Source organism: Brucella lupini, from assembly GCF_002252535.1.
In the GTDB taxonomy this organism is placed as follows: Bacteria; Pseudomonadota; Alphaproteobacteria; order Rhizobiales; family Rhizobiaceae; genus Brucella; species Brucella anthropi.
Map to the genome: position 1 here is coordinate 1 of NZ_NNRN01000052.1, position 21,681 is coordinate 21,681.

The window sequence follows — 21,681 nt, forward strand, 5'->3', positions numbered from 1 at the left end:
AAATTCCAGCTCTCCGTGGCCCAAAATCGGGGTGCACCTCACTTAAACCCGGAAAATTCCAGCTCTCCGTGGCCCAAAATCGGGGTGCACCTCACCAAAACCGCTGGAGCGAACTCAAAACTGGATAAAACTTGGGGGCAAGGTCAGCGGAAACCCGCAAAAAATACAGCCTGCTATCGCCGCGTTCAATAGGCCAGCTTAACTAATACAGCAGGTTCTCGCTCAAGTTGTGGACTTATAATAAGGAACATATCAGCAAATGGTTCGTTTCGCTTTTCCAACCAGGAGGACGATCATGAAAACTTTGTCTGATATTTTCGAGCATACATTGCAGGACATTTATTACGCAGAGAATGCCATTACGAAGGCTCTCCCGAAAGTCGCCAAGGCGGCCAAAAGTGCCAAACTTAAGCAAGCCGCTGAGGAACATCTCGAAGAAACCAAGGGGCAGATCACGATCCTGAATGAGGTATTTAAGTCTCTCAAGCTAAAGCCTACTGCCGAGAAATGCGATGCTATCGAAGGGCTGATCAAGGAAGCCGACGGCTTGATTGAAGAGGCAAGCGGAACAGCTCTTGACGCAGGCTTGCTCGCAGCTTGCCAGGCAGTCGAGCATTATGAAATTTCCAGATACGGTTCGCTGCGCGAATGGGCAAAGGAGCTCGGACACACGGAAGCGCACACCTTACTGACCCAAATTTTGGATCAAGAGAAAGCTACAAATAACAAACTAACGAACTTGGCCATAAGCCAAATCAATAAGGCATAGTTTTCTGGCCGCACACGGGAGGGAGGCGGTACGTCCTCCCTCTCATTTTTGCGCACTTCTCGAAAACCCTAAAAGAAGTTCGCAAATGCACGCTGCTTTTGGTGCGTAAGAGTTCTTATATAGAAACTTACGCACAAAGCGCGCGGCGCAGTTCTCGTAATTTGAGAAGTGCGCACTTTTCCTGATTTTAGGATTTTCCAAAATACAACCTGATGTGAGGAAGGCAACAAGACGCCCCCGGTGAATGGTGTAACTGGAGGACCGCAAAGCGCCTTGCCCCATGGCAGGGTAACGTCTCGTTTTCTGCCTGTCCATTAACACCACATTTATTGAGACATTCCACACTCCTCTTGCCGCTACCAACGGCATACCGCAATCAACACGAGGAGCTCACATGGCACGCAGCCGCACACGCGCGCCTTTGTCTACGACGACAACCGTCACCAAAACCAAACCGTCCGCATAAACGGCGCCCGCGTCAAGATCAGCACCAAGTCTGGCAATGTGACGACAAAGCCAGCCCTGCCGCTCGAATGGGAATTACAGGCGGCACAGGTTTCCGCATTGCGCCGACTGCCACAGTACCAGCGCCAGTTCCTGTTGGCGGGAGACATGAACGCGAGCAAGAGAGGCCCGATGGCTCAGGCTCAGGCAATCGCAACGGGAATTACCAGCGGTGAACCTGACCTCCGCATCTATGGTGAATTCGGGCGTCTGCTGATGATCGAGACTAAGGTCGGGCAGGGAGGACTGTCACCAGCCCAGAAAGACCGCCACTCTGCCCTACAGCGGCTCGGCTATCCGGCGCAATTAATCGCGCACTGGTTACCAACATCAATCAACCGGTTCCTGCTAAGTATCTCATGCCAGGTATGGCTCTGCTTTGCATCGATACCGGCACCGAGTTGCGATTGCTGTCCTACGGCGATGCGGAAGCTATCCTTGCTGCTGCCGAAGACGCAGTTGCGCGGGCTGAAGCGGCGGTGGAAGGTCTCAACAGACAAAACATGCTCAAAGTTGATGACTACTTCTTGCCTGTTCTTATCTAGAAATTCGCCACGCATAACGCTCCCCATGTTCTCCAGCACAGCTTACTGATTTGGGCGTGGCAGGCAAGTCCTTGCAGTGGCAGGTTTAAGGCCCCAGTAAGGTTTCACTGAACTGGGGCCGAGCACCTTGGGAAATCACGCTGAAAGCAATAATAGGTGCCCAGTCGACGTTTATCTCGCATATTGTAAACAGTCTGTTTCGGGATGAACAAGAAAACCCCGGCACGTCTCCCAATACGCCGGGGCTACGCGCCTCCACGTGCGGCGAACACGATGGGCACGCTGATGAAGTATATCATAGACGCAGCGACTATAGCGTCCATCCATACACAGCGAGGGCTACACCTCCGACGGCACCAATAACCGACCATCCAATCATGCTGATACCCATGAAGCTGTGATACGTTTCGGAAGAGATCTTGTTGAAAGCTGCGGCCACAAAAAGGTTGGCAGCGGCACCGAGGATTAGACCGATACCGTTGGCGACGTAAGCGGCGGGATGAAGTGCTATGCTCTGCATGAAATATGGCCGCAGTAGGAAAGTTGCTCCAAGCATTCCTGCAATCAGCACAAAAACCGATACCATTCCGAAGCCGGACCATCTTACTAGCATTTGGTGAACTACCTTTGTCTTGGGGAGAGGTCAGGCGGTAATGGCCCTTGCTCGTTCGTCGGACAACCCTCCGACGACAAAATCCTCAAGAAAAACCCCGGAATGAGCCGGGGGTCTATGTTCATTGTTTTCGTCTGGTGTCCCAGAAAAGCAATGATATGACCCAGAGCAGCGCAACGAAGATTGTACCCTCAATTAGAAAATACCAGTGCATGACACCACCTCACATCGGAATTCTACCGCCGCTCGAAGCTTTGCTCATCATCCATGGGATTGCCGCTTCCGGCTGTTCAAGCAGATTGCGCTTTCTCGCGAAGCCTTCGAATGCGTTACGCGCTACGTGAACCGGCTTAAGCCCATTCTGTGCATCGCAGCAGGTTTTCCACGTAACCTCAAATATGACGTCGCGTTGTTCGTCGGGCCAGTCATAAAGAAAATCAATAGCATCTTCGATGCTTGCAATCTCTTGGATTAAGTATTCGCCGTCCTTCACAAAAATTGGACTGTCAAACAAACGGTCGCTCATCGAAACCTCCATTTGATCGAACGAAGTGTGTTGGAATGACGGCTTCGATTTAGTGATCGCATCGACGGTTTCAAGAGCCTCTTATGTTAAATTTCAGGAAATCCCCATGAACAAAACAGCGTTCTTCGCGTATGCGAGGCGCGCGCCTTTTGGCGGGCGCTGAGCCAAGCGCAGGTCGACGGTACGTCGGCAATTCTGGCTATGGCCGAGCGCCGAGGCCTGCCAGACGAGCAGACGGCTTACGTGCTCGCGACGGCGTTCCATGAGACCGGCGGCAAGATGCAGCCGATCGAGAGAAACTTGAACTACACCAGTGCGGCTCGCATCCGGCAGGTCTGGCCGTCGCGGTTCTCCTCCGTGCAGAGCGCCCAACCTTATGTGCGCAATCCGCAGGCCTTGGCTAACAAGGTCTACGGCGGGCGCATAGGAAATACCGGCGCCAACGATGGCTGGCTATACCGCGGTCGCGGTTTGGCGATGATCACCGAGCGCGACAATTATGAAAAGTATGGCCTTGGCGTCGCGCCGGACAAAGCGCTTGAGGACGGCGTGGCTGTGCGCATCCTGTTCAACGGGATGATCAACGGCAAGTTCACGGGCAAGCGGCTGACTGATCACTTCGGTAGTGGCTGGGCTGCGCCGCAGGATGCCCGCGCAATCGTCAACGGCAGCGACAAGGCCAACAAAGCAAGGAAGATCGAAGATGAAACAAGCAAGCTTGGCGGCGGCGATGTTGACGCTGCTCTTTCTTGGTGGCTGCGCGACAGCCGGTAGCTACTGCGACGTGGCCCGGCCTGTCCGACCGAGCGTCGAGGACAGCCTGACTGATGGCACGAAACGTCAGATCCTCGCAGAGAACACAAAACTGGAAAAGCTTTGCGGAGTGAAACCGTGAAGGCGTGTCTTGCAAGGAGGTTCGCCCGCGCCCAATTGCTGATAAACTGCGTGACTTTTCAACTTTCAGGGAGTGGTTGAATGCCAAGCACGCTGGACAAGACGTTTGATGCGGTAATTCAGAAAAGCCAGAAAAAAGAGGTTGGACGTACATTGTCTGGCCCGATGCAGCGGCTTTCTTTGGAACAAGGGGCCTTGTCAAAGTGAAGGCAAGCGTCGACGGCGTGGACTTTGAAAGTTCCTTCATGGCGCTCGGAGACGGCACTCACAAACTTCCTATCAAAGCTGACCTTCTCAAGCGGATTGCTAAGTCTGCGGGAGACAGCGTCACGGTCACGCTGCGTGAACGTTTGCGCTAAGCGTTAAATTTATGAAACGGTAAATCATATGTCTAATCTTAGGAAGACGCCGAATGACCGGCGCTGAAATCATGGCCGCTGTCGGCTTTATCGTAATGATTATGGGCTTTCCGTTAGGTCTATGGAAGTACGTCGAAAGCCAAATCGCGAAAGCTGAGACGCGCAACGCGGCGAAAGCCGAAGCTGCGACCGCTCTTGCTAGCCTGACGCGGCAGGAGCTTTCCGATTACAAGCTGCGCGCAGCCGAGACGTTCGCCACGAAGGCAGGCATGCAGGAACAGGCGTCGCAGATCATGCGGGCCATTGAAAGCGTGGCGCATCGCATCGATGGACTCACCGAGCGGATTGACAATCTGATGCAGCCTAAGTCAGCTAGAAGTAGAATTTAATTCCTGAAAGGTTGGAACCAAAGATACTGCGCATGCATTATATGTTCGGAAATACCAAATATGAATGGAGAATATAATATGCGTCGTATTTTTCTAGCTGCTGTTGCAACTGCTGCAATCGTTTCTTTTGCAAATGCGCAGAACGCTACCGCAATGCAAGAAGAGGCATTTGTTACCGCAAAGCCGACCGACGTTATTACTAGTAGTATCCTGAATCTTGACGTTACGAATGCTAACGATGAGAGCATCGGCAAGATTCAGGATGTAGTGATGGGCGACGGTGACGTCGAAGGCTATATCGTATCGGTCGGCGGCTTCTTGGGCGTCGGCGAAAAGTATGTGGTCGTTGACCCTGATGCCATCGAGATTGTCTATTCTGAGAATGATAAGAAATGGTCGGCGAAAATGAACGCTACCAAGGAACAACTCGAAAAGGCCGCCGAGTTTAAGTACGAGGGCCGATGGGCTAAGTAACCAGTTTTTGAGAGAGCGGCTTTCGGGCCGCTCGTTTCATTTTTGGGCAGCTGGAGACGCGAGTAACTCACTACTGATTTTCAGGTTCAAGTGCTCTCCGGGTCATGTGAATGCAACGGCTTAATGAGATCAATCGCCCCGCTGCGCCGGAGTTCTTATTTATGCCAGCGAACAGAACCAAATAACGGGCGCCACGATCGGGATTGCAAGCGCGCACCACGCAACCCGCCACCCGACATTCTTTGTGCCTAGGAATGCCGTCATGACTATAGCCGCCGCTATCATCACGGTAATCGGCCAGTAGATTGACATATAGACGAGGGCGGCAACCCACCAAGGAAATGAAATCATGTGCGCTTGTAGCCGGTGGATAGTGCGGCGGCAATATCTCGTGGTGACGATGCTGGTCATATAAGAAAGGCGCCCCGAAGGGCGCCAATTTTTTATTTGTGCTTGGTTGGATCAACCAAGCGATAGCTTGAGCCAGGCTTAGGGGTTGGAGGTAAGGGCTTTCCTTGCACTCCAGTTATTTCTGGTCCAACACCGCCGCGCGGTCCAATAGTTGCATACTGGCCGGAGCGGGGAGTGATATTACCTGGCTTTAGAGGTGGCTTCGCCATTTGTTGTAGACTCTTTCGAGAGCATCTTGATTGAAAGTCCCTAGAGGCGTATCACTCGATTGCTAAGGCGAGAAAACGCCGAGTGCCGATTGGTGCTCCGTTTTTATCGACACAGGGGCAAGAAGTGAATCATTTCGCTTCTTGCCCTTTGTTTATCTCATTGCGCGCCGATCTCCGCAAATACTAAATCTAGTGTTAACATTCTTTGGGTGCGCCCGCTGGGGGCATATGTGGATAACGGGGAGGGATCACTTAACTGGTCCGAACCTGTGTTATGGCGCGCCGCCATCAAAAGCCGCCGCGATTTTTATTTGCCCATTAACACCACCTTTATCGAGACATTTCATTTTTCCTTTTGCGCCGCTCACCACGGCTACCAACCAAACACGAGGAGACTGTATGTCCCATGACAGACAGGGCGCGGGTGCGCGCCTTTCACACGAAGAACTCCTGCGGCGCGCCGAGGCCTACCGCGAGCACGGCACGCTGGTTAAGGCTGCCACTGCGCTCGGCATTAAAAAGTGGCATTCCACGAAAGCATCAAGCGGGCGGCGGAACTGGGGCTGTTGGGTCCGTCGCCGACGTTGCCGGGCAAGCCGCATCTATGGAAGACGCCCCTGGCTTTCCCCCTGCAGGCACCTCCGATGGCGGTAGCACGAGCTATTATGAGTTGCCAGCTGGCGCGACCGAGCTGAACGACCTAATCGAGCATAAAGGCATGTCCTTCGCACCCGGCAACATTTTCAAGGCCTGCTATCGGTTCGGGGAAAAAGATGCGGCCAACCGAATGTATGATCTGAATAAGATCTTATACTTCGTGTGGGGGCCTAAGGCTGTGGAAACGCGGAGGTAAACGTAGCCAGTCGTGCGCACCCTTTGAGCGCTTATCTACGAAAAGAACGCTTTCGCGATGAGCCACCGCATGACCGCCTAAGTATATTGGAAAGCTTTGTCCAATCTTCTGAGGGGGATGACATCTGTTTGTGCGCGTCTTCAATTTCGCGCGGCGTAGCAACAGCATGTTTCAATATGCTAAGATTGGTGGCGGGTACGGTAAGGCCGATATTCTCTTCATGGTTATTCATTTTAATCTCTCTTTCGTGTTGTTTCCCTTGCCGAGCAATTAAAATAAAAAAAGGCCAAGCAATGCTTGGCCCCAAAGCTAATTTCTTTCAACAGTGCCAGTACATCCGTGGTCACAAGAAAGAAAAAGCCTCATTTAGGCTGCTTGCAGATTACAAGCAGACATCTTGCCCGACTTGCGATCCTGTTCCAGATCATAAGTGAGCTTCTGGCCTTCGGTAAGCGAGTACATACCTGCGCGTTCAACCGCAGAGATATGAACAAACGCATCGCCGCCGCCATTCTCAGGCTGAATAAACCCAAAGCCTTTTGCTGTATTAAACCATTTAACTGTGCCGGTGTTCATTGGAACCCCTTTCATAGAAATATTGATAGCCGCGTTCGAAACAAACGCAGAGATGAAACGATTTTTTAAAGGGAGTTTTCGTCAACGCACGGCGCTAATCGTGCAGAAAGCTAATCTCAACAAGAAAATCTCGATGTCATGTTGTAGCAATTTTAATTATTTGTGTCAAATTTTTAATATGATTCGACTAATTTAACAGATAAAAATACTTAAATATCTTAATATTTCCGTTGTTTTTACAATGAAATAACGATTTCAAACTTATTGTTTGAGAGGCCCTGTTTGGGCGCCCTCAAAGGATAATTATTGAGCCGTGCCATAAGCAGAAGACACTTCCGTCTGTGAATCTGGGTCCGTTTGAATGTCGCCCATTACTCCAGCCATAAAACTCTTCAGAACTAACGCTGACTCATTATAATGGGGCCCTGGTAGGGGTTTCATCCTGGACGTGAGATAGCCAGCCTTAATAATCATCTGCTTCAGAATGCGATGGTTTGAGTGAAAATCGCCATTATGGATATTGGAAGACATGGCGTCCTCCTTTCAAATTGCGGGCAAGGGTAATTCAACCCACGTCAGCAGAGCCTGTATTAAATCAATTCACTGACACTTTAGGGTGGACTGTTTGTGATTTGATAGCAAGCGAACAATTAAGGTCACTTAGGGGCAAGATACTCACTATTCTGACGCAGCCCGAACGATCTTATGTTCGGAAATCCAGCTCCACATAAAAAATAACCCCGCGGCGTGATCGCGCGGGTTGAAGTCATGTCTCATCGGCACCCAAAATTTTATTCAGAACTTCGCGTTTGTAAAGTCCTAAGGATTGATTTGTGGGACATCAATATAAACGAAAGAAAGTGCTGACAGTTTTTTGACCGTACGATAAAAGGTCTCTCCAAAAAAGGGAGGGGAGAATGTACAGCAAAAGGACGGTCGAAGCGCCGCGTTTGTGGGTAGTTCGATGGATCGAACAATTGTCACTCACGAAGTTTCTGGCATTGGTTGTGGTTTGCAGCGCAAGTACTGGCGTAATTCTGAGCCGGTTAATTTGAAAGCGCTAAACGGATTGCACACGATAGGATCTTTAATAGTAAAGCCCCGACGCCTCTCCAAACGTCGGGGCTTCCTACCATTCCTGAGTGTTGTTATCGAGGCATGGTAATACAAAAACTAACGTGTTTGCGATCGCGGGCAAGGGCTTCATTTTAAAAGCCCCGACACGCTCTTCCCGGAGTCGTCGGGCCGCGCTCGGCAAATGAGGTGCATGTCCTTGCCGTCTGCTCTATCCGCTGAGCTTCGTACGGACCCAGCGAATAACTAGAAAAAGGCGCCTGCCCTAGGGACGAGCTAGGCAGGGCTGCGTCAGCGACGGTTCTAGTGGTGAATGAGCCGTACTGGCGCGGAGTGGTATCGATGCATTGCGTGAAACTACGTTGGCGAAATTTTGTTCCGTCATTTTAGCCCGTCTTTATTCGGCCCCCTCATTCTATCCTGGAATAGCCCCTTAATTGCCCGGACAGTTTCTGCCACTTAAATAAGTGATAGGACTACTGTTCACATTATGACTGGTAATAGCATTAAGATGGAAATTCTTTCCGGCCCTGAGCGGCGTCGACGCTGGAGTACAGCGGAGAAACTTGCGATTGTCCACGAAACCTACGAGGCGGACGCAACGGTCAGTCTGGTCGCCCGTCGTCATGGCATTGCGCCCAGCCAGCTGTTCGCGTGGTGCAAGCTTACGTCAGAGGTCGCGACGGCAGCCGAAGAGGAGGTTGTCCATTCCGGTGACCAAGCTCGGACTCCAGACAATGCCGCCGCTGACGCTGACCGCATTGCGGTTTGGCATAGCTGTTCCGCTTCTGCCGCTCTTCGTTCTGGGCAAACAAAGACTTCCACTCAAGGCTTTTCCCAGACTGGCAGGGTTGGGTGTTCTGGGCATCGGCATTGGTCAAGTTTCACAGACATTGGGTGTTGCCGGCACATCGGCATCAGCCGGAACGATTATTTCCGCTACCATTCCCCTGTTTGTCGTCGTTTTTGCAGCCCTTCGCCTGAAGCAGGCCGTTTCAGGCGTGCAGATGCTCGGACTGGTTACCGCCTTTGTGGGAATCGGTCTGGTCGCTCTGGAAAAGGGCGATCCGTCTGTGGTTGGAACGCAAAACAGTCTCGTCGGTGCAAGCTTCCTGCTGCTGTCGGCAGTCGCTATCGCCTTCTATTATGTGTGGAGCGTTCAGCTCACGGTTCAGTACGGGACAGCCACAGTTGTCGCATGGAGCACTTGGTTCGGCTTGCTGGCACTCTTGCCGTTTGCCGGATGGGAAATCTCGACCGTCGATTTTCAGCTCAATTATGTTGCAATCGTTTCAGCGATCTATCTTGGTTTCATTGTTAGCGTTGCTGGCTTTTTCCTCTGGCTTCATCTCCTGCGGACGGTTCCTGCCAGAACGGCTGCCAGTGTTCAGTATTTGCAGCCTGTGTTCGGGGTCATGGCTTCGTCGGTCATGTTTGGCGATACGATGGGGTGGTATTTCGCTGCGGGTGTCACACTTGTTTTGATCGGTCTGGCACTGACGATCTTCACGAAGCGACAAAGGCAATGAATATCGATATTGGGCCAATTTAAACTGCAAGAAGGCCAAAAGCACAGGCTCGATCTTGAGCATAGTGCAAAGGCCTGACAGAGGAGCGCCTTATTGCAACCGACATGGAGGCCATCTTGCACAAGCAAACCACGGCACAATTGGCCTTGGGGCTTCTGGATTGGAACCGAAAGCATCTGGTTCAAGGCGGAGCGCTTACAGAGGCAATCATAGCGGAGAAATTCGCGGACCAGTTCATAGTCAAGGCCAATGGACGCATCCATCCTGCCAATCATGCCAATTATTTGGCCTTTCTGAATGGTTTCCGCAGCACGATTCACACCATCGACTACGATGTGCAAGACGTTGTGGTGGAAGGAAATTCAGCCGTACTGGCAATGACTGCCACGGTCGTGCGTCTCGATGAGACGACGGATCAATTCGAAGCGATGCTGCTTTTGAAATTCGATGAAGCTGACCGTGTCACCCTCTGGCACGAAGTTTACCTGAAAACACAATAGGGCACGGTACGAGCCTTCCAACGAAGACAGAACGCCGCGAGCACTTCGCGGCGTTTTATGTCTGTTCGGTTGTCCGTTATTGTCCGTGTGGACCGTCGGGAACACGGTGCCTCATATAGACACGCGGCCGGTCATTCCCGTGCCAGCCTGGACGATCACGCCATCCACGGCGACCCCAATGCCTGTCGCGATAGTAGCGACGATCACGATACCAATAGTCATCCCGGTCATTGAGAGCAGAGCCTATGGCAACGCCAGCGATAAGCGGAATGCCGATGAGTGCAGCTGTTCGACCGAAATCATCGGAGTAACCACCTGATGTTCCCTCGCGAAATGCCAGATAGCGCGACGATGCCCAGCCATAAGTCGGGCCGTAGCTGACCTGACACCAGCCATAACCGGATGTGCAGCCACGCACAGTGACAGGCGCTCCGCTTGGGATGGAACCCAGTGTCGCATAGCGCGTGCCGGGGCCTGTTCGAATATTGAGGTTGGTGGTGGATATGGCGTTCGCGGCCTGCGCTGCGCCCGCCGCAAATACGCCCAAGGCAACAAGAGCGGCTTTGAGAGCAAGCTTCATCGGAGTTCTCCCTGAACTGTCTCTATTGTCTATAAAACGACATCGATGAGCGAAGGTTCCAATCAGGGCAGACAGGCCGTGCGTGCCGAATAACAAAAGCGCCGGAAAACCGGCGCTTTCGAGGATCTTTGCGGATTGCTGGAACTATCGTCTGCAGCGAGCCACATACATGCGGCCATGACGGTCGCGATATTGGCAATTGCCATTGCGCAGTTCACGCACCAGAAGGCCGCCCAATGCGCCCGCACCTGCGCCGATCAGTGCGCCACGTCCGCCGCCAGCAATGCCGCCAATGATGGCACCTGCGCCGGTGCCGATGGAAATATCCTTTTCGGTGGTCGTGCAGCCCGTTATTGCGAGCAAGGCCACCAAACCAAGCGCCACTTTCCGCATCCCTGTCTCCTCCTGAGAAATACCAGACTAAGCTTAAACGATTGATTTCATGATCGGTTGCGTTCGAACCTGCAGGCCCGGACGAAAAATATCGCAGATCGAAACCGCGTTAGTGGCGACGATGGCGAAGGATGACCGCAATCGCCAACCCAGCCAGTCCGAACGCGATAACGCCTTGCAGAATGAAAACCCAGTTCATCATGATGTAGTCCTTTGACACTTACCTCATTGAGAGGTGCGTACGAATTTGGGTTCTACCTAGCGCATTTTAGTCGGATGGGAAACGCAACATAATGGCTTTGAGCTGGAGTGCATCCCGAAAAGTGCGACGCGCCTACACAAGGAAATAAGTTCGCTGGACTGATCTCCGATCCTGTTTTGATTGGACATGGTGCGCTTTGATGAAAACTAATCGTATGAAATCATTAAATTTATTTAATGGGAGTATTCACTTGGCGTTCACGTTGGCGAGCGCATTTTCCTTACATCGAATAAACAAAGGAAGCCGATATGAAGCCGATCGTTATTGCTCTTACTGCCTTTTCCTTTCTTGCAGCTCCTGCTGCGATGGCCCAACCGTATCCGTCGCAACATGGCAAGCCGTCTCACAGCCAGATGCACAAGGGTGGTCCGAAATATGATGCGCGTAAATATGACAATCGCCGTCACCAGAGCTGGAAGAAGGGCAACCGCCTGCCGCCAAACTACCGCGGCCACGTCGTGAACAACTATTCTGGCTACAAGCTGCGCAAGCCGCCACGCGGCTATCACTGGGTCAAGGTCAACAACGATTATATGTTGATCAGCATCGCAACCGGAATCATTTCGTCCATCGTGGCGGGCCGGTAAATAATCTGCACAAGAAAGGCGGCTATTGGCCGCCTTTTCCATGTCTGCAATATCAGTTCTCGGGGCCAAAATATTTGGCTTTCAGCTTGGCGACCTCTTCACTCTCGTGAGCACTGATGATTGCTACGCTGGCGGGCTTGACGAGTTCGCTATGGCGCGGGAAGGCAAAGCCATATTTGTCCGGGCTGAATACATTCCCGACAAGATCGACAGGTTGGTCGGCGTGCTGGTGGGCGTAATATTCCAGAACCGGCCCGTCGCCGACGATTGCCGCAATTTCATCGCTGACCAGTGCGTTTACCGCTTCGGGCATGTGATCGAAAGGAACAGTCGCGATAGAGCGCGACTTCAGAAACCGTTCTGCGACACCGCCTGCACGAACGCCAACGGATTTCCCCTGCAGATCAGAAAGGCTGGAAATATTGTTGTCGATATGAGCGACGGTCATGACGCTAGTAATCGATGAAGTCATGTAGGCGATGATCGCTATGCCAAACACCATCCAGAATGTCTGCCAGATGCGTCCCACCCAACCGAACAGGTTTTTGCGTGAAGTTTTGCCAGACGTCGCAATGGAAACCACGTGATAGAAACTTTCTGCCAGTCCCTCGCGCCAGCGTTTCGGAAAGCCTTCATCAAAACGCCTGTCGAAGATCGTCAGCAATACCGTGGCCGCAACGAGAATGCCGAGGATCCAGGCATAAGTCGCCAGATGTCCCGCATCATCAAGGCGGCTGATGAGATCGTCCCAGCCACTTCCTGCCTGGGTATGCACCATGATGCGCAAGCCAGCATCGAACCATGGATGGGTGAAATCCACGATCTCGGCACGCTGTTCCGTGATTGTCAGATTGGTAACGGCGGCTTCGACTTTGCCTTCTGAAACCGCTTTCACCAGTTCGGTGTAATTCGGATACTCCACATATTGCGAAGCAAGGTTCATGCGTGTGGCAATGTCCTGCCAGATATCGATAGCCATGCCGGAGAACGCATTGCCCTGTTTGTTGACGAATGGCTCACTGACATAAACACCGACCTGCACGGGCTTGGGTGCCTGCTGCGCATACGATGCTGATGGAAATACCACCAAAAGTAGAATTAGAATATGTTTGTATAAATGGTGGTTTATGAAGCTATTCATTGGCATTAACGACAAAGCACGTCCCCAAAAATTCCAGTACTTGCTGTATTTTAGATAGTTTCGATATTTTAATTGTATTAATATTTACCTCAACAGTTATCATGATATTTCGAGAAATATGTTCGTTAGTTGTTGCTAATTTAATTTGTTCTCTGTTCCGACGGAATATGGAACCGAACGCCCTCCTATTCAGTTATTGCGGCTAACAAGCCGAAGGTCACAACACGGCTAAAGAGGGGTTTATGGAGATTATCGACAATCCGGATTCTGCGGTGCGTCCGATCACGTCGGCGCCGCCACGTCTGCCGACCCTGGCGGCAATGGCTGTCGCCGTTGCCATTCTCTATTTTGCAAAAGACGTTTTTCTGCCTCTTGCCATAGCGGTGCTGCTGACATTTGCGCTTGCGCCGATTGTCGCCTTTCTGCGCAGGGCCGGGCTTCCACGCCTGTTCGCGGTGATTACAAGTGTGGCCGGCGGCTTTCTGATCGTCGCAGTCTTCAGCGCGGTCGTTGCCTTTCAGGTTTCTGAGGTCGGGCAGAATATCTCAATCTATCAGTACAACATCATCGAGAAGATCAGGACACTCAAGGAAGCGAGCTCAGACAACAGTTTCTTTGACAGGCTCAACCGCTTTGCCGAGCGCATAGGCACGGAAATCAACAGGCCGGAACAGAAAACACAGGCGCTGCCTTCGGATCAGCCGGAGGAAAAGCCGCTGCTCGTCCAGATATTCGCGCCGCGCCATCCGGTTGAAACGCTCCGGAGCATAATCGAACCGCTCGTCGGTCCGCTGGCGACGACAGGTCTCGTCGTGGTTGTGGTGATTTTCATGCTGCTCGAACGGGAGGAGCTGCGGGATCGCTTCATAAGGCTGGTCGGCTATGGCGATCTTCATCGCACGACCGAAGCGTTGCAGGATGCGGGAAAGCGGGTTGGACAATATCTGCTGACGCAGCTTGTGGTGAATATTACCTATGGAGTGCCACTCGCTTTCGGGCTTTGGATTTTGGGTATTCCGAATGCAGCTCTATGGGGAATGCTGGCAATCGTTTTGCGGTTCGTTCCCTATATCGGCCCGGTTATCGCAGCGATCCTGCCGCTGTTCCTTGCCTTTGCAGTTGCACCCGGCTGGAGCCTGCTCCTTTGGACAATCGGGCTCTTCGTCATCATTGAGCTTCTTATAAACAATGTGATCGAGCCTTGGCTCTATGGCTCGCGCACCGGCCTTTCGCCGCTTGCAATCATCGTTTCGGCCATTTTCTGGACTTGGCTCTGGGGCCCGGTCGGGCTGGTCTTGTCGACGCCTCTGACGGTCTGTCTCGTGGTGCTGGGGCGTCATGTGCCGCAATTCGAGTTTCTGGAAATCCTGTTCGGCAACGAGCCTGTACTCGATCCGAAGGAACGTCTCTATCAACGCCTCCTGGCCGGAGACCCGGATGAGGCCACGGATAATGCCGAGGAAATGCTGGAACGGAAATATCTGGTCGAGTTTTACGGTTCGGTCGCGATCCCGGCGCTCCTGATGGCGGAGCGGGACCGTCTGCGCGGTGTTCTGACCGAGCCGCAATTGCAGATCGTTGACGAAAGCACGAAGACGCTGGTGGCCAATCTGGAGCAGATTGCGAGCGAGGAGGAGGGTGACGACGAAGAGATCGCGATTGAGAATCCCGATGGCGATGGCAGCGCATCCGATCTGGAACTTCCCTCCGGCGAAGGCCGGTCGCTGCTGACATTCGGGGGACGGAAGGGGCTCGACGACACGGCTGCGATCATGCTGGCGCAGGTGCTTGCCGTGCAGGGCGCGTCGGCAGAAGCCGTCGTGCATGATGCGCTCAAGCCCGCCAATCTCAGGGCGCTGGATCTTTCCGGCAGGGATACGCTGATAATCTGCTTTCTGGATCAGCAGGCGGCGCGTCACGCCCGCTTTGCCGTACGTCGTCTGCGACGTCTGCGGCCCTCTCTGCGCATTGGCGTGGTGCTGTGGCACGATCCGAGCGAAGCACGATCCGTTGACCGGGAGGCGTTGCGGGAAGAAATGCAGGCGGATTTCGTCGCCTGCACCATGATAGAGGCCGTCGTGGAAGGCCTCTCTGAAATCGAACCGAAGCCCTTGAAGGCGGCAAAGAAAACGATCCGCGCGCGGTCCCGCAAGATGGCCGCTGCAAAACCGGCTTAGATCGCCGCAAACCCCTTTTCGAGGTCTGCAATGAGGTCCGGCACGTCTTCCAGACCAATCTGCAGGCGGATCACCGGGCCCGGATAGTCGCCCTTGGCCACGGTGCGGTCATCGAGGCGGACATGAACTGCGAGGCTTTCATAGCCGCCCCAGGAATAACCGAGGCCGAAAATCTCAAGCGCATCGAGGAAAGCATGGGCTTCCTTCTGCCCGCCGCTGGCGAGCACGATGGAGAAAATACCGGCAGAACCGGAGAAGTCCCGCTTCCAGATTTCATGACCCGGATGGCTTTCCAGTGCCGGATGCAGAACCCGGTCGACGGCCGGGTGGCTTTCAAGCCAACGGGCGACGTCCAGTGCGCTCTTGCGGTGATGTTCCAGCCGCACGCCCATCGTGCGCATGCCGCGCAGGATCTGGTAGGTATCGTCAGCCGATGTGCACAGTCCAAGCGTTCCGTGCGTTTCCAGAAGCTGCGGCCAGCATTTTTCATTGGCCGAAATCGTGCCAAACAGAATATCGGAGTGGCCGGACGGATATTTGGTCGAGGCATGGATGGTAATGTCCACGCCGAAATCGAGCGCCTTGAAGTAAAGCGGGGTAGCCCAGGTATTGTCCATCATGACGATGGCGCCGCCCTTGTGCGCTTCTTCAGCGATGGCCGGAATATCCTGCATTTCAAACGTGTTCGACGCCGGTGATTCCGTGAACACGACCTTGGTGTTCGGGCGCATCAGCTTTGCAATGCCGGAACCGATCTCCGGATCGTAATATTCGACTTCGACGCCCATGCGCTTCAGGATCGTATCGGCAAAATGCCGGGTCGGATTGTAGATCGAATCGACAAACAGCACGTGATCGCCGGGCGACAGGAAGGCGAGAAGCGGAACGGTAACAGCGGCAAGACCGGACGGGACGCAGACCGTACCTGCCGAACCTTCCAGCGCATCAATGGCAGCGCAAAGCGCATCGCTGGTCGGCGTGCCACGCGTGCCATAAGTGTATTTCTGGCCACCGGTTGCCATCGTCTCTGCATCCGGGAAAAGCACGGTTGAGGCGCGGACAACGGGCGGATTGACGAAGCCATGATAATCGCGCGGCTGATAACCATCGTGAGCCAGCCGTGTGTTTATACCCAGCTTCTCTGTCTTGCCCTGCTGCTTAGTCACGAAAATGCCTCCAGACCATGTTGCATGCTATCCCACTGATTCTCGCCCACCGATTCTCGAACAAGAGGATTTTGCCGGGTCGCATCAAGGTCGGCTGCGGCAAAAAGATCTGCGATTCCGTTTGCGGCGGAAACTTTGAATACTTGGATAGGATGCGCGCGTTCCGGATGCAACCTCGCGTGCAATTTATTGCGTAAGAAGCTTTTGAAAGGGTATTTCTATTATGATGGCGTCAGGCACGGGAAGCATTTTTCTATATCCCTTTCGCGCGGCGCTGGAACTTCTTCGAGCTCTTTTGCGCCCGGCTTACAAGGGGGCGCCATCCTCATGGACGCTTGAAATGACCGCAATTGTGGTGCTTCTGCCGTTCATTATCCTCGTGCTGCATCTGTGGGATGCTGACATCGTTCGCGTCACGGCGCAGAGCACCAACTTTATCATGGAATTCCTGCGTGCGGTTACGGATGCGATTCGCACTATCGTCTGGCTGGCAATCGGCATTGTCGTCTGGCTCGTCACAGCGATACTGCTTTCGCCAAAACTGCGTGATAGTGCCAGACCATGGTTCGTGAAACTCCATAGCTGGGCAACGCTGGTGCTGACGTCGATTGTTGTGGGGAGCATCCCGACTGAAATCGGTAAACTCGCCATCGGTCGGGCGCGCCCGTTCCTGCTCGATGACGTGGGCGCAGCCTATTTCTCACCGTTCAAAGGCCAGTTTCTTTATGAAAGCTTCCCGTCAGGTCACTCTATGATGGCTGGCATCATGATGGTCTCGCTTTGGATATTCCTGCCGCGCTGGCGCGTCCTTACAGCCCCGGCATGTTTTCTCTTCGGGATCAGCAGGCTTGCCGCGGGCGCGCACTATCCGACCGACATCGTAGCCGGTCTGACGATCGGATTCGTGGCGACATGGTGGGTTGCCCGCTATATGGCGACGCGAAATATTATTTTTTCTTTGGATGGTGAAAGCGCGATGCCGCGCGTCTGATTTCTATCAGGAGTTGCTCTCGGCATTGCCCATCTAGGGTGGTAGTCAAATTTAACCAATTGTATTAATTGAGTTATAATGCCGTATTCCAACTGGTTGCGACATGATCTTCTCTGGAGAGGGTTTCTACCCAGAAATCGGGAAATCGTGTAAATTTTCAAATATTTCCCCCTCATCTTTTTTGGAGGCCAGCTCGCCGGGCTGCGTTATTGCCTTGACCAAAGGCAATTTTTCGCCTTCGATAAGACCCGTGAAGGCGGCAGGTTTGTCACTGCGCTCAAAAACAAGAATCGAAGACCGGAAAGCGGTCTCGGGCGAGGGGCAGCCTGCTGTATGGGCATGGGCTTGGGAGGTCACACGGCTTTTCCGACGGGTTTATGCAAAAATAAAGCAACAAGAGACGCTTGAGCCAAGGGTTCAGCGCTCTCCAGGGAACAAAAGGTTGCAGGCCAGATGAAAAAAACTCTTATGACGGGTGTATTGGGTGCGGCGGCGCTGTTTAGCGTAGCTTCGGGAGCATCCGCGGATACGCTTTCCGATGTGAAGGCGAAAGGTTTTCTGCAGTGCGGCGTTAATACGGGTCTTCTCGGCTTTGCTTCGCCCAACGACAAGGGCGAGTGGTCCGGCTTTGACGTAGACTATTGCCGCGCTGTGGCTTCTGCGATTTTCGGCGATCCAACCAAGGTGAAGTTCACGCCGCTGAACGCCAAGGAGCGTTTCACGGCCCTGCAGTCGGGTGAAGTGGACGTCCTGATCCGTAACACGACCTGGACGATCAGCCGCGACACTGCGCTTGGCCTTGATTTTGCTGGCATCAACTACTTTGACGGCCAGGGCTTCATGATCAATTCAAAGAAGCTGTCGGGCATCAATTCCGCATTGCAGCTTTCCGGCGCTTCCATCTGCGTTCAGGCCGGTACGACGACCGAGCTGAACATGGCCGACTATTTCCGCGCCAACAAGATGGAATATAACCCGGTTGTCTTCGAGAAGATCGAAGAAGCCAACGCCGCTTACGATTCCGGTCGTTGCGACGCCTATACGACCGATCAGTCCAGCCTCTACGGGGTTCGTCTGGCGCTTGCCAATCCGGATGATCACGTCATCTTGCCGGAAATCATCTCCAAGGAGCCATTCGGTCTGACCGTTCGTCAGGGCGATTCCAAGTGGGCGGATGTCGTTCGCTGGACCCATAATGCGCTGCTCAACGCCGAGGAATACGGCATTACGCAGGCCAATGTCGAAGAGATGAAGAAGTCCGACAATCCGGACATCAAGCGTCTTCTCGGTGTGGAAGCAGACACGAAGATCGGTACCGATCTCGGTCTCGACAATGACTGGGTGGTGAAGATCGTCAAGGGCGTCGGCAATTACGGTGAAATCTTCGAGCGCAATATCGGCGCCAGCAGCCCGCTCAAGATTGCACGTGGCATCAACGCCCAGTGGAACAAGGGCGGCCTGCAATACGGCGTCCCTGTGCGCTAACGGGCCCTTCTTTCCAGACTGATCATCGGCGGGTGCAGCAGCGCCCGCCGGATTTGTCGGCTCTGCAGTTTGTCCATTTGCTACTGGCCTCGCATCGTGAGGGCATCTGAACGCTGACAAGCTGCATTTTGGAATTCAACCGCGTCTTGCAGGCCCGCAAGCTCGAGATGAGCCTGAATTGGGGATGGCAAGACCGAACGGTTCGGCATTCGATGTCTCGATTTCAGGAATTGCTCCGCAGATGCGGTCAGCCTTTCCTGTTTGAGGTCGATGCAGCCAGCCGAGAGGCACAGGAAACATATGGCTTCCTATTCTGCAACTGAACGTCGCCAGGACAGCGGCGGAACTTCGCTCCTGTACGATCCGCGGATTCGCGGCATCTTCTATCAGGTCATTGTCTTTGGTGCGGTCATTGGCGCGATCTACTGGATTGTCGGCAACACGGTCACCAATCTGCAGCGCGCAAACATTGCATCCGGCTTCGCCTTCCTCAATGGGCGTGCCGGGTTTGATATCAGCCAGACGCTTATTCAGTACAACAGCGATTCGAACTATGGCCGGGCCTTTCTGGTTGGCCTCGTGAATACGCTTTACGTTGCCGCGCTGGGTGTCATTACGGCATCGATCATCGGGTTTCTGGTTGGTATCGGCCGTCTTTCGCGCAACTGGCTGATCCGCAAGATCTGCACGGTCTATGTGGAGATATTCCGCAATATTCCGCCGCTGCTCGTCATCTTCTTCTGGTATTTCGGCGTTCTGTCGGTCCTGCCGCAGGCCCGCGACAGCTTCGCGCTCCCGCTGGGCACGTACCTGAACAATCGCGGCTTCTTCATGCCATCTCCTATATGGGGTGAGGGGGCGTGGCTTCTGCCGGTGGCGCTTCTCATCGGCATCGTCGCTTCGGTCATCGTTGCACGTTGGGCAAAACGCCGCCAGATGGCAACCGGCCAGTCCTTTCACACGATACGCGTGTCCGCCGCCCTGATTATCGGCCTGCCGATACTGGCGCTGATCGCGACCGGATTTCCGGTTTCGTTCGACTTGCCGAAGCTCGGAACGTTCAATCTGACCGGCGGCGCACAGATCAAGCCGGAGTTTCTGGCTCTGTTTCTGGCGCTTTCCTTCTATACGGCGTCCTTTATCGCTGAAACGGTTCGCGCCGGCGTTCTGGGCGTCAACAAGGGGCAGACCGAAGCGGCTTATGCAGTCGGGCTCCGTCCCGGCCAGACGATGCGTCTCATCATCGTGCCGCAGGCGCTGCGCATCATCATTCCACCGCTCTCGAGCCAGTATCTCAATCTTATCAAGAACTCGTCCCTCGCCATTGCCATCGGCTATCCCGATCTTGTCGCCGTAGGTGGCACGATCCTCAACCAGACCGGTCAATCGGTCGAAGTCGTGGCGATCTGGATGGTGATCTACCTGGGCATCAGCCTGATTGTGTCCGGCCTGATGAACTGGTTCAATGCCAAGATGGCGCTGGTGGAGAGGTGACAATGGAAAACGCAGATCTCCAATATGTCCGCTCGCAGATGGTGGATGGCGAAGCGCCGCCACGCTCCGTGCAGGGCATTTCGCACTGGTTGCGCGTCAATCTGTTCGCAACGCCTGTCGATGCGGCGCTGACCATTCTCGGCCTGCTGGCCGTGGCGTGGTTCCTCCCGCCAATCATCGAGTGGCTGTTCTTCAAGGCCGTTTGGACGGGTGCGGATCGCACGGCCTGCCTGACTGTCGCGCAGGGCGGCACGCAACCGGAAGGCTGGTCGGGCGCCTGCTGGGCATTCGTGAACGCGAAATACGAGCAGTTCATCTATGGCCGTTATCCGATTTCGGAACGCTGGCGCGTCAATTTGACGGCGCTGATCTTCGTCGTCCTGCTGGTGCCGCTGCTGATTCCGAAGGCCCCGAAGAAGGCTCTCAATGCGATCCTGTTCTTCTTCGTGTTCCCGATTGTCGCCTTCTTCCTGCTGGTCGGCGGCTGGTTCGGCCTTCCTTATGTGGAAACGCCGCTCTGGGGTGGGCTTCTCGTCACGCTTGTGCTGTCCTTTGTCGGTATCGCCGTGTCGCTGCCGCTTGGTATCGTGCTGGCGCTCGGACGCCGTTCAAAGCTGCCGGTCATCAAGACCTTCTCGATCATCTTCATCGAAATGGTGCGCGGCGTTCCGCTGGTGACGGTGCTGTTCATGGCCAGCGTCATGCTGCCTTTGTTCCTGCCGCCGGGCGTGACTTTCGACAAGCTCCTGCGAGCGCTCATCGGCGTGGCGCTGTTCGCTTCGGCCTATATGGCGGAAGTGGTGCGCGGTGGTCTTCAGGCTATCCCGCGTGGGCAGTATGAAGGTGCGGATGCGCTGGGTCTCAGCTACTGGCAGAAAACGGGACTGATCGTTCTGCCGCAGGCGCTGAAGCTTGTCATTCCGGGTATAGTCAACACCTTCATCGGTCTGTTCAAGGATACGAGCCTAGTCTACATCATCGGCATGTTCGATCTGTTGGGCATCGTCCGTCAGAACTTTTCCGATGCCAATTGGGCTTCTCCACAGACGCCTGCCACCGGTCTCATCTTTGCGGGCTTCGTTTTCTGGATTTTCTGTTTCGCAATGTCGCGATACTCTATATTCATGGAACGACGGCTCGACACGGGTCATAAACGATAAGAATAAAGGGAATTATGGAA

The 21,681-nt window shown here is 53.8% G+C and carries 24 protein-coding genes and 2 pseudogenes; 17 read left to right on the plus strand and 9 right to left on the minus strand.

Features of this window, described 5'->3' with window-relative positions:
* The 3 genes and pseudogenes from CES86_RS27710 to CES86_RS16345 all read left to right on the plus strand — a co-directional run.
* A partial coding sequence (locus tag CES86_RS27710) for a hypothetical protein (protein ID WP_208617825.1) occupies positions 1–192 on the plus strand: 192 nt, incomplete at its 5' end.
* A 103-nt stretch (positions 193–295) separates the two neighbouring features.
* Complete coding sequence (locus tag CES86_RS16335; RefSeq protein ID WP_010661706.1) at positions 296–769, plus strand: YciE/YciF ferroxidase family protein; 474 nt, start codon at positions 296–298, stop codon at positions 767–769.
* Between the two features lie 809 nt (positions 770–1,578).
* Positions 1,579–1,791 (plus strand): annotated as a pseudogene (locus tag CES86_RS16345) (hypothetical protein); the annotation flags it as partial.
* A gap of 337 nt (positions 1,792–2,128) precedes the next feature.
* On the opposite strand, the gene CES86_RS16350 reads toward CES86_RS16345, so the two are convergent.
* Positions 2,129–2,404: a hypothetical protein gene (locus tag CES86_RS16350; RefSeq protein ID WP_040129468.1), complete on the minus strand. Its 276-nt coding sequence runs from the start codon at positions 2,402–2,404 to the stop codon at positions 2,129–2,131.
* Between the two features lie 250 nt (positions 2,405–2,654).
* A complete protein-coding gene (locus CES86_RS16355; RefSeq protein ID WP_010661709.1) occupies positions 2,655–2,957 on the minus strand; it encodes a DUF982 domain-containing protein in 303 nt (100 codons plus the stop codon).
* A gap of 201 nt (positions 2,958–3,158) precedes the next feature.
* On the opposite strand from CES86_RS16355, the gene CES86_RS16360 reads away from it, so the two are divergent.
* From CES86_RS16360 to CES86_RS16375, 5 genes are all read left to right on the plus strand, one after another.
* On the plus strand, positions 3,159–3,731 hold the full coding sequence (locus CES86_RS16360; protein ID WP_235819930.1) for a hypothetical protein: 573 nt from the start codon (positions 3,159–3,161) through the stop codon (positions 3,729–3,731).
* 201 nt (positions 3,732–3,932) lie between these two features.
* Entirely contained in the window at positions 3,933–4,058 is a 126-nt protein-coding gene (locus CES86_RS28125; RefSeq protein WP_255487980.1) for a hypothetical protein, read from the plus strand.
* Positions 4,004–4,210, plus strand: coding sequence for a DUF1905 domain-containing protein (locus CES86_RS16365; protein WP_235819933.1), 207 nt, complete (start codon positions 4,004–4,006; stop codon positions 4,208–4,210). The genes CES86_RS28125 and CES86_RS16365 overlap by 55 nt, the downstream gene beginning before the upstream one ends.
* 53 nt (positions 4,211–4,263) lie before the next feature.
* The gene (locus CES86_RS16370; protein WP_010661712.1) at positions 4,264–4,599 is read left to right on the plus strand and encodes a hypothetical protein; all 336 of its coding nucleotides are present in this window, start codon (positions 4,264–4,266) and stop codon (positions 4,597–4,599) included.
* 78 nt (positions 4,600–4,677) lie between these two features.
* The gene (locus CES86_RS16375; RefSeq protein ID WP_010661713.1) at positions 4,678–5,073 is read left to right on the plus strand and encodes a PRC-barrel domain-containing protein; all 396 of its coding nucleotides are present in this window, start codon (positions 4,678–4,680) and stop codon (positions 5,071–5,073) included.
* Positions 5,074–6,912: 1,839 nt separating this feature from the next.
* On the opposite strand, the gene CES86_RS16395 is transcribed toward CES86_RS16375, so the two are convergent.
* Both CES86_RS16395 and CES86_RS16400 read right to left on the minus strand, forming a co-directional pair.
* Entirely contained in the window at positions 6,913–7,122 is a 210-nt protein-coding gene (locus CES86_RS16395; protein WP_010661715.1) for a cold-shock protein, read from the minus strand.
* 303 nt (positions 7,123–7,425) lie between these two features.
* A complete protein-coding gene (locus tag CES86_RS16400) occupies positions 7,426–7,653 on the minus strand; it encodes a hypothetical protein (protein ID WP_010661716.1) in 228 nt (75 codons plus the stop codon).
* Between the two features lie 1,033 nt (positions 7,654–8,686).
* On the opposite strand from CES86_RS16400, the pseudogene CES86_RS16405 reads away from it, so the two are divergent.
* From CES86_RS16405 to CES86_RS16415, 3 genes and pseudogenes are all read left to right on the plus strand, one after another.
* Positions 8,687–8,914, plus strand: a pseudogene (locus tag CES86_RS16405) (transposase); the annotation flags it as partial.
* Entirely contained in the window at positions 8,910–9,725 is an 816-nt protein-coding gene (locus CES86_RS16410; RefSeq protein WP_328589814.1) for a DMT family transporter, read from the plus strand. The pseudogene CES86_RS16405 and the gene CES86_RS16410, both read left to right, overlap by 5 nt.
* Before the next feature lie 116 nt (positions 9,726–9,841).
* Positions 9,842–10,225 carry a hypothetical protein gene (locus CES86_RS16415; protein WP_235691865.1) on the plus strand — a complete coding sequence of 128 codons (384 nt, stop codon included), beginning with the start codon at positions 9,842–9,844 and terminating at the stop codon, positions 10,223–10,225.
* Positions 10,226–10,301: 76 nt separating this feature from the next.
* On the opposite strand, the gene CES86_RS16420 is transcribed toward CES86_RS16415, so the two are convergent.
* The gene (locus CES86_RS16420) at positions 10,302–10,805 is read right to left on the minus strand and encodes an SH3 domain-containing protein (RefSeq protein ID WP_010661054.1); all 504 of its coding nucleotides are present in this window, start codon (positions 10,803–10,805) and stop codon (positions 10,302–10,304) included.
* 144 nt (positions 10,806–10,949) lie between these two features.
* Positions 10,950–11,198: a YMGG-like glycine zipper-containing protein gene (locus CES86_RS16425; RefSeq protein ID WP_012092366.1), complete on the minus strand. Its 249-nt coding sequence runs from the start codon at positions 11,196–11,198 to the stop codon at positions 10,950–10,952.
* A gap of 510 nt (positions 11,199–11,708) precedes the next feature.
* On the opposite strand from CES86_RS16425, the gene CES86_RS16430 reads away from it, so the two are divergent.
* Positions 11,709–12,047 carry an RcnB family protein gene (locus CES86_RS16430; RefSeq protein WP_010661056.1) on the plus strand — a complete coding sequence of 113 codons (339 nt, stop codon included), beginning with the start codon at positions 11,709–11,711 and terminating at the stop codon, positions 12,045–12,047.
* A 52-nt stretch (positions 12,048–12,099) separates the two neighbouring features.
* On the opposite strand, the gene CES86_RS16435 is transcribed toward CES86_RS16430, so the two are convergent.
* Entirely contained in the window at positions 12,100–13,203 is a 1,104-nt protein-coding gene (locus tag CES86_RS16435) for a transporter substrate-binding domain-containing protein (protein ID WP_029925157.1), read from the minus strand.
* A 227-nt stretch (positions 13,204–13,430) separates the two neighbouring features.
* Here CES86_RS16435 and CES86_RS16440 point away from each other — a divergent pair, with 227 nt between their 5' ends.
* Positions 13,431–15,365 (plus strand): AI-2E family transporter, encoded by a 1,935-nt coding sequence (locus tag CES86_RS16440; protein ID WP_029925155.1) that lies wholly within the window; start codon positions 13,431–13,433, stop codon positions 15,363–15,365.
* Here CES86_RS16440 and CES86_RS16445 read toward each other — a convergent pair.
* Positions 15,362–16,531 carry a cystathionine beta-lyase gene (locus CES86_RS16445; protein WP_094514919.1) on the minus strand — a complete coding sequence of 390 codons (1,170 nt, stop codon included), beginning with the start codon at positions 16,529–16,531 and terminating at the stop codon, positions 15,362–15,364. The two genes, CES86_RS16440 and CES86_RS16445, sit on opposite strands and share 4 nt — an antisense overlap.
* A 223-nt stretch (positions 16,532–16,754) precedes the next feature.
* Here CES86_RS16445 and lpxE point away from each other — a divergent pair, with 223 nt between their 5' ends.
* On the plus strand, positions 16,755–17,522 hold the full coding sequence (gene lpxE, locus CES86_RS16450; RefSeq protein WP_029925152.1) for a lipid A 1-phosphatase LpxE: 768 nt from the start codon (positions 16,755–16,757) through the stop codon (positions 17,520–17,522).
* A 126-nt stretch (positions 17,523–17,648) separates the two neighbouring features.
* Here the strand turns inward: lpxE and CES86_RS16455 are convergent, their stop codons facing one another.
* Positions 17,649–17,879, minus strand: a complete 231-nt coding sequence (locus CES86_RS16455) for a hypothetical protein (protein WP_010661061.1) — start codon at positions 17,877–17,879, stop codon at positions 17,649–17,651.
* Positions 17,880–17,975: 96 nt separating this feature from the next.
* Between CES86_RS16455 and CES86_RS16460 the strand changes: the two genes are divergently transcribed.
* From CES86_RS16460 to CES86_RS16470, 3 genes are all read left to right on the plus strand, one after another.
* Entirely contained in the window at positions 17,976–19,007 is a 1,032-nt protein-coding gene (locus tag CES86_RS16460) for an amino acid ABC transporter substrate-binding protein (protein WP_010661062.1), read from the plus strand.
* 300 nt (positions 19,008–19,307) lie between these two features.
* A complete protein-coding gene (locus tag CES86_RS16465) occupies positions 19,308–20,501 on the plus strand; it encodes an amino acid ABC transporter permease (protein WP_094514920.1) in 1,194 nt (397 codons plus the stop codon).
* Positions 20,502–20,503: 2 nt separating this feature from the next.
* Entirely contained in the window at positions 20,504–21,661 is a 1,158-nt protein-coding gene (locus tag CES86_RS16470; RefSeq protein WP_012092358.1) for an amino acid ABC transporter permease, read from the plus strand.
* Positions 21,662–21,681 lie beyond the last annotated feature (20 nt).